The organism is Ruegeria sp. BHSB196 (assembly GCF_059613135.1).
Map to the genome: position 1 here is coordinate 20,950 of NZ_JBXWRY010000047.1, position 8,237 is coordinate 29,186.

At 64.9% G+C, this 8,237-nt stretch carries 5 protein-coding genes; 3 read left to right on the forward strand and 2 right to left on the reverse strand.

Annotated features, from left to right (window positions below; all coding sequences use genetic code 11):
* Positions 1-31: 31 nt before the first annotated feature.
* Positions 32-3,832 (reverse strand): efflux RND transporter permease subunit, encoded by a 3,801-nt coding sequence (locus AC2FNJ_RS17485; RefSeq protein ID WP_496766008.1) that lies wholly within the window; start codon positions 3,830-3,832, stop codon positions 32-34.
* On the reverse strand, positions 3,829-5,067 hold the full coding sequence (locus AC2FNJ_RS17490; protein ID WP_496766010.1) for an efflux RND transporter periplasmic adaptor subunit: 1,239 nt from the start codon (positions 5,065-5,067) through the stop codon (positions 3,829-3,831). The genes AC2FNJ_RS17485 and AC2FNJ_RS17490 overlap by 4 nt, the downstream gene beginning before the upstream one ends.
* 221 nt (positions 5,068-5,288) lie before the next feature.
* Here AC2FNJ_RS17490 and AC2FNJ_RS17495 point away from each other — a divergent pair, with 221 nt between their 5' ends.
* The 3 genes from AC2FNJ_RS17495 to der form a co-directional block, all read left to right on the forward strand.
* Complete coding sequence (locus AC2FNJ_RS17495) at positions 5,289-5,960, forward strand: hypothetical protein (protein WP_496766012.1); 672 nt, start codon at positions 5,289-5,291, stop codon at positions 5,958-5,960.
* A gap of 95 nt (positions 5,961-6,055) precedes the next feature.
* Complete coding sequence (locus AC2FNJ_RS17500) at positions 6,056-7,339, forward strand: PQQ-like beta-propeller repeat protein (protein ID WP_496766013.1); 1,284 nt, start codon at positions 6,056-6,058, stop codon at positions 7,337-7,339.
* Between the two features lie 48 nt (positions 7,340-7,387).
* Positions 7,388-8,237: ribosome biogenesis GTPase Der (der, locus tag AC2FNJ_RS17505; protein ID WP_496766015.1), on the forward strand; the 850-nt coding region annotated here is incomplete at its 3' end.

Sequence of the window (8,237 nt, forward strand, 5' to 3'; positions counted from 1 at the left end):
TGCCGCTGCCGAACGGCCGCGCGACAAGCCGTTATTCCGCAGCCTTGAGCGGGGTCGAAGGCGATGGATCGTTCAGGTCTGCGTGGTCCTTTGACGGCGGCACCGGCTCGGGTTTCTGAACGCCCCAATCCCAAATGATCTCGGTTGCCTGCATCTGCCGCGCCGCGCGGCCCAGGGCCATGTCCCGCGCGATGCGGCTGGATCGGCCGGCGGTCAGGCGGGCCAGCACCCGACCCAACCAGATCGCGTAGGTCGAGAACCAGACCCGAAGCGCCAGGAACGACGGCGTGACGATCAGGGTCAGCACCGTGGCGATGCCCAGGCCAAAGACCACCGCCGTCGCCAATTGCTTCCACCACAATGCGGTGGGGCTGTCGATGGAATAGCCGCCGTTGATGAAATCGAGCGACAGGCCGAACATCATCGGCGTAAGGCCCGCCATCGTGGTCAACGTGGTGAGCAGCACCGGGCGGATGCGCGCCTCGGCAGTACGCACGATGGCCTCGATCCGGGGCATGTAGCGGCTGTATTCCTGATAGGTGTCGATCAGCACGATATTGTTGTTCACCACGATCCCCGCCAGCGCCACGATACCCGTCCCGGTCATGATGATCGAGAAGGGCTGGTTCATCACCATCATCCCGATCAGCACGCCGGTGGTGGACAGAACCACGGCCAGCAGCACCAGAACGGAATTGTAGAACGAATTGAACTGCGCCAGCAGGATCACGAACATCAGCCCCAAGGCGGCCAGAAACGCCTTGGACAGAAACTCCTGGCTTTCGGCCTGATCTTCCTGATCGCCCGTCCATTCCCAGCTGAGGGAGTTGGGGAAGGGGTTGGTGTCCAGCCACCTGGTCAGTTCGGCGATGCGTTCGTTCGGATTGATCGGCGCGAACTGCGCCTGTCCCGACGACACGGCGCTGTTGACGGAGTCCAGTGTCGCTGCACCAACGAGTTCGACCAGCTCATAGCGCTTGCCGTCCGCACGCTCAACCGTGGCGCCTTGGGGGGCGGCCCCTTCCGCCACTTCGCGCACGATGGCAAGCGTCCGGCTCGAACCGTCTTCGTCGGTGCCGAAGATCTTGGTCAAACCGCTCTCCACGTCCGCCTTGACGTCATAGTACCGCTCCTGATCGACGCGGTTGATCTGTGCCAGCTTCTTGACCGGCTGGCGCGTGACGAAATTCGACAGTGGCACCAGCCCGTCCGAGGTTCGGACCTTGAGCGTGTCGAGCGTGGACAGAACCCGGTCCTCCTCGGGCAGGCGTACGCGGATCTCGATTTCCTCGTCATTGCTTTCGGGCCGCATCTCGCCCAGCAGGATGCCGCGCGTCACCAGCTGCACCATCGCGCCCACGGTCGCCACATCGGCGCCGAACCGGCCGGCCTTGGCCACGTCCACGTCGATCTGCCAGTCGATGCCGGGCAGGGGCAGGTTGTCCTCGATCCGGATCAGGCCGGGCGTGTCTTCGAACCTGGCCCGCGCCAACTCGGTCGCAGCCGTCAGATCGCCCCAGTCGTCCCCCTTGATGCGCAGATGCACGGGTTTGGCCGAGGCCGGGCCGCGCCCCAGAACCTCGATTTCCACCTCGAAACCGGGCAGCTTCGCCAGTTCGGCGTTGAGCTGATCCACGACATTGTCGCCGTCATAGTCCGGCGCGACCACCTCGCGCGAGAATCGTCCGCCCGCGATGGGTTCCTGCACTTTGGGCCGGTCCTCCCACGGAATTATCTCGAACTGGACGCGCCCGACCGTGTCCGCCGGGGCCTGAGAGCCGCCGGTGTTCTGGTTGAGCCCGCCCTCGCCGGCGAAGGCGAAGACATTGGTGATGGCCGGGTGCGATGCGATCACCTCTTCCGTGGCGCGCACCATCGCGTCCTTTTCGGACAGGGACAGGTTGCCCCGCGCCCGGACATAGGCGGTCGCCTGTTCCGGTTCGCTGTCCACGAAGAACTCGACCCCGCGGTTGTTCTCGGCATAGGTGCTGATGACCATGACGACGGCAAAGGCGACAACTGCAATCGACACGATCGGCATGATCGGGTTGCCGGCGATGAACTTGATCACATGGCCGAACGGCGTGTGCTCCTTGGCGGAATGGACGTGATCCTCGGTGCGCTCGATGCGCGCCGCGCCCAACGTGACCGATCCGGCAAAGGCACCGAACAGGAACACGAATACCCCGAACATCGTGCCGCCCGGGGCACCTTCGGGCAAGAGGTAGTGCGGGTTCAGAACCTGCATCGCGCCCAGGAAGATCAGGTACAGCGACGGCGGCACGAGCGCGGCGCGCACCAGCCAAGGGGTCCGTGCGCGCAGCCAGTTGGAGATGCGGTCGAAAACCCGGCTCAGACGGCCCGAGACACCGCCCATCACCGGCAGATAGATCAAGGCGACGACCAGCGAGGCCGACAGCACGAAGATCAGCGTGACCGGCAACATGCCCATGAATTCACCCGGAATGCCGGGCCAGAACAGCATGGGCAAAAAGGCGCAGAGCGTGGTCGCGGTGGATGACACGATGGGCCAGAACATCCGTTGCGCCGCCTCGACATAGGCGTGCATCGGTCCGACGCCTTCCTTGATACGCTTGTCGGCATATTCCACCACCACGATGGCGCCATCCACCAGCATCCCCACGGCAAGGATCAGACCGAACATCACGATGTTGGAGATGCTGACGCCCATCAGCGCCAGGAATGCGAAGCACAGCAGGAACGACGTGGGGATCGCAAAGCCCACCAGCAGCGCCGCGCGCGAGCCGAGCGATGCCAGCACCACGATCATGACCAGTGCGATGGCGGTCAGGACCGACCCTTCCAGCTGGCTGACCATCGAGCCGACGACGCGGCTCTGGTCGTTGGAGGTGCCGACTTGCACGGCCGCCTTGAGTTCGTCGGGCCATTTGTCCTGTGCCTTGGCCACCGTTTCCTTGACCAGCGCGACGGTGTCGATCAGGTTGAATCCCTTGCGCTTGACCACCTGCAGCGCGACGGTCGATTCGCCGTCGAAACGGGCGGTGCCCTTGCGGTCTTCGAAGGTATAGTTGATCTCGGCCAGTTCGCCCAAGGTCACGACCCGGTCGCCATTGACCTTGATCGGCAGCCCGTACACGTCTCTGGCGGTCTTGAACGAGGAGGGGATCTTGACCGAAAACGTGCCCTGCTCGGTCTCGACCTCGCCCGCCGCGATCAGCTGGTTGTTGTTCTGCACCACGTTGATCAGCTCGGCGGCGGTGACGTTGTAGGCTTCCAGCCGCAGCGGGTCGATCACGACCTCCAGCAATTCGTCGCGGTTGCCGGCGATCCCGGCCTCCAGCACCGCATCCAGCGCCTCCAGATCGTCCTGCAGATCCTTCGCGATCCGCGCCATGGTCCGCTCCGGCACCGCGCCGGTCAGGTTGACGATGACGATCGGAAATTCCGAGAAATTGAACTCGGTGAGCGTGTACTGTTCGGCGCCGTCAGGAAATTTCGCCTGCGCCGCGTTCATCGCATCGCGCACATCGGCGGTTACGGCGGTCTTGTCCCAGCCAAACTCGAACTCCAGCGCAATGCCCGCATAGTTTTCGGCGGCGGTCGAAGTCATCTTCTTGAGACCATCGAGATCGGCCAGCTCGGTCTCCATCGGCTTGATCAGCAGGTTTTCGCTGTCTTCCGCCGAGATGCCGGGAAACTGGACCGATACGAAGATCGCAGGCACTTCGATATCCGGCTCGCCCTCCTTGGGCAGGCTCACATAGGCGAATCCGCCCACGACAAGCGAGATCGCGATGAAGGCCAGGACCATTCGGGCGCGCGATGCGGCCCAGTCGACGATGCCGATCATTCGGACGCCTCCCGGTAGGTCGGCGCGACGGCGACGCCCTTGGTGACGAATTCCTGTCCGACGACGATGACGTCCACCGTTTCAGGCAACCCGCCCAGCCAGACGCCATCCGACGAGTCCCGAAGCAGGCGGACCGGCACGAAATCCACGACATTCTCCGCCGTCACCGTCCGGACGCCCAGTTGGCCGTCGTTGTTCAGCGTCAGCGCGGACTGTGGCAGCAGATGCGCCTTTGCGCCGTCTGCCGAAATCGCGATCGAGGCGGTCTGGCCATCGCGGATCTTCAGATCCGGGTTGGGAACGGTGATTTCGACCTCGAAAGTGCGGGTGGTCTCATCCGCCGACCGGCTGATGAAAGTGACCCGGCCCTGCACTTCGAGCCCCGTCGCCAGGGTTGCCCCGGCCAGGGCGCCGACCGAAACACGGTTCACCTCGGTTTCCGGCACGAAACCCACCAGCTTGATCGGGTCAAGCTGGATCACGGTGGCGCAGAGAGACCCGGGCTGCATCAGGCTGCCCAGTTCAGCGGTGTCGCTTTCCAGAAGCCCATCGAAGGGCGCTTCGATGGTCAGCCGATCGATCTCACGCTCGGCGGCGGCAACGGCGGCGCTTGCCGCTTCGATGCCCGCATTGGTGGTTTCCAGACCGGCCTCGGCCGTCTTGATGCCCGCCTCAGCGGCGCGCATGGCCGCTTCGGCGGCGATCCGGCGGGTTTCCGAAGCATAGCCGGTCTGCGAGAGCTTGTTCGCAGCGACATAGTTGATTTCCGCTTCTGCCAGCCGCGCTCGCGCTTCGTCCAGCTTGGCCTCGGCCTCGGGTTTGCGGCTTTCGGCCTCGGTCTTGCGGGCAATGGCCTCGGCCAGACTCGCATGGCGCGTTCCCGCGTCCAGTTCGCACAACAGATCGCCGGTTTCGACAAAGGCCCCCTTGCGCTTGGGTTCGGAGATCACGGTCGATGTGGTTTCGGCGCGCACTTCGACCTGGCGGTTCGCCTTGGTCTGACCGCGCAGGAACACGGCGCTGTCGATCTCGCGCGCGGTCGAGCGCAAGGCCACCACACCCACGGCGTCCGGAGCGATCGCGGCGGCGCTGGACTGGGGCGCGTCTTCGGCACTTTCCGCCTGCTCGGCGGAGGCGTCATAACCCGCAAAGGCCAGCAGGGCATCACGTTCGAAGACCAGCAGGTACAATACGGCTGTCACCAGTATGGCGGTGAGGATCGGAATCAATCGCATCTCGTGCCTTTCTCAAACGTGTCCCGGCGTGATCAATTCTAAGCACTTCGTGACAGATGGGGCTTGGGTTGGGGCTTGTCCATACTAAACCGACCAGTTCAGTTTATTTTTTTTGAGATTGGCGCGCAAGTCTTGCCATTTGGGCGGTTCGCGACACTTGGCTTGCGGGTTGGGGCGGGGTATGACAAGCGCGTTACACGCAACAAAGCCCGGGGGGCCGGATGAGCGACACTGACAGTTTCATCGACGAGGTGACGGAGGAAGTCCGCCGGGACCGCCTTTTTCTGTTGCTCAAACGCTGGGGTTGGATCGGCGCCCTGGCCGTGGTTGCCATTGTTGGCGGGGCGGCCTTCAACGAGTACCGAAAGGCACAGGCGACCGCGGCCGCGGAACGGCTGGGGGACGAGATCATTGCCGCGCTTTCGGAAAATGGATCGGCCGAACGCGCCGCACGGCTATCGGAAATCGAGGCGCCGTCGGCGGGTGGCGAAGCGATCCTGCAGATGCTGACATCCGCGGCCGAGGCCGGGGCCGGCACGACCGAAGCGGCGGTGGATGGGCTGAACCAGGTTGCGGTCAACGGCGAACTGGCCGAGATCTATCGCCAGATCGCGGCGTTCAAGGCGTTGCTGTTGCAGGGCGACGATTTGCCTGCCGCCGATCGGCGTCAGCAGTTCGAGGCGTTGGCGCAGCCCGGTGCGCCGCTGCGTCTGCTCGCGGAAGAACAGCTGGCCCTGATCGACATATCAGAGGGAGAGACCGAAGCGGCGCTGACACGGCTGCAAACCCTGCGTCAGGACGCCGAGGCGGGGGTGGACCTGCAACAGCGCGCCACGCAGTTGATCGTGGCCTTGGGCGGAGAACCCGACCCCCTGCCGGGACAGCAGAGCTGACACGGAAACGGCTCTGATCCGGTGAGACGGCAAAAGACAGGCGAGTTCAGGACAAGATGGCAAAACGTTTTTTTTCCCGTTCCGGGGTGACACTGATGAGCCTGGCTCTGATTGCGCTTGCCGCCTGCCAGCCGCCCGAGACCATCCTGCCGGGCGTGCGTGAGGACATCCGGCCCTCGGACACCGACGCGGCCGCGGCGGCGACAGGCTCAAAACCCATCCGCCTGCCGTCCCAGACCGCCAACGCATCGTGGGCGCAAGGCCCCGGAACCCAGGCTTTCCGCACCACCAATCCCGCGCTGCGTTCAGTCCCGCAACGCATCTGGGCTGTATCCATCGGCAGCGGCGACGGGCGCAGGCAGCGCATCACCGCCGATCCCGTCGTGGCGGGCGGTCTGATCTACACGCTCGACTCCGCCGCCACGGTTTCGGCGGTCACGCCACAGGGGGCGGTCGCCTGGCGCACCGATCTGATTCCTCCGGGGGAAAGCGAGGCGCAGGCGACGGGCGGCGGCATGGCCTATTCGGACGGGGTTCTGTACGTGTCCTCTGGCTTTGGGCGTCTGACCGCGCTGGATGCGCGTAGTGGCGCGATCCGCTGGCAGCAGGTGCTGAACGCGACCGGCAGCGGTACGCCCGCGGTCCGCGACGGGCTGCTCTATCTCGTGGCCGGGGACGATACCGGCTGGGCGATCCAGACCAAGGATGGCCGTATCGCCTGGCAGATCGTCGCGACCCCGAGCGTGGGCAACGTGCTGGGCGCTCCGGCGCCGGCCATGACTTCGGATCTGGTCATCTTCGCCTTCGGGTCCGGCGATGTCACCGCCGCCTTTCGGAGAGGCGGCATCGCGCGCTGGAACGCCTCGGTCGCAGGGCGCCGCAAGGGGCGGGCGGTCTCCCAGATCGGCGACGTGACGGGCGCTCCGGTCGTATTGGGCAATGCCGTCTATGTCGGCAACCATTCCGGCCGCACCGTGGCCTTCCGCGCCGACTCCGGCGAGCGGATCTGGACGGCGGACGAAGGGGCGCTGGGACCGGTCTGGCCGGTTTCGGACAGCATCTTTCTGGTGAGCGATCGCAACCAGCTCATCCGCATGAACGCCTCGGACGGCACGACGATATGGGCGCGCGACCTGCCGGGTTTCGTCAAGGACAAGCCGCGTCGGCGCGGCGCGATCTATGCCCACTACGGCCCGATCCTGGCCGGGGGCCGGATCATCGTGGCCTCGGGCGATGGCTTCCTGCGGTTCTATGACCCGGTGGATGGCACCATGACCAACCGGATCGAAATCCCCGGCGGGGCCACGACCGCACCGGTCGTGGCGGGTCAGACCCTCTATGTCGTGTCGGCCAAGGGCGAACTGCACGCTTTCCGTTGATCGCCGGACGCGGTATAGGGCGCGTCTGAGTCTTGAAAGTTGAGTGACATGTCGCTGACCCTCGCCATCGTGGGGCGCCCCAATGTGGGCAAGTCCACCCTGTTCAACCGCCTTGTGGGCAAGCGTCTGGCACTGGTCGATGACCAGCCCGGCGTGACGCGCGATTTGCGCGAAGGCGAAGGGCGGCTGGGTGATCTGCGGTTCACGGTGATCGATACGGCAGGGCTGGAAGACGCCACCGATGACAGTCTCGAGGGCCGGATGCGCCGCCTGACCGAGCGGGCGGTGGACATGGCCGATGTCTGCCTGTTCCTGATCGACGCGCGGGCAGGCGTCACGCCCGTGGACGAGCTTTTTGCCGATATTCTGCGCAAGAGGTGCAGTCATGTGATCCTGGCCGCCAACAAGGCCGAGGGATCGGCCGCCGATGCCGGCGTACTGGAGGCTTACGGCCTTGGACTGGGCGAGCCGATCCGCCTGTCGGGCGAGCATGGCGAAGGGATGACCGACCTTTACGCGCAACTCATGCCGATCGCGGACGCCATGACGCAAAGGGCCGAGGCATCCGCCCCGGCAACCGACGTGGCGCTGCCCGAGGATACGGACGACGCGGGTGAACTGCCCGCGATCACCCAAGCCAAGCCTTTGCAGGTGGCGGTTGTAGGGCGGCCCAACGCGGGAAAGTCCACCCTGATCAACAAGATACTGGGTGAGGACCGCCTTTTGACCGGCCCCGAGGCCGGCATCACCCGCGACGCCATCTCGTTGCAGGTCGATTGGGACGGCACCCCGATGCGCATCTTCGACACGGCCGGGATGCGCAAGAAGGCAAAAGTGCAGGAAAAACTCGAAAAGCTCTCGGTCTCGGACGGGTTGCGCGCGGTGAAATTCGCCGAGG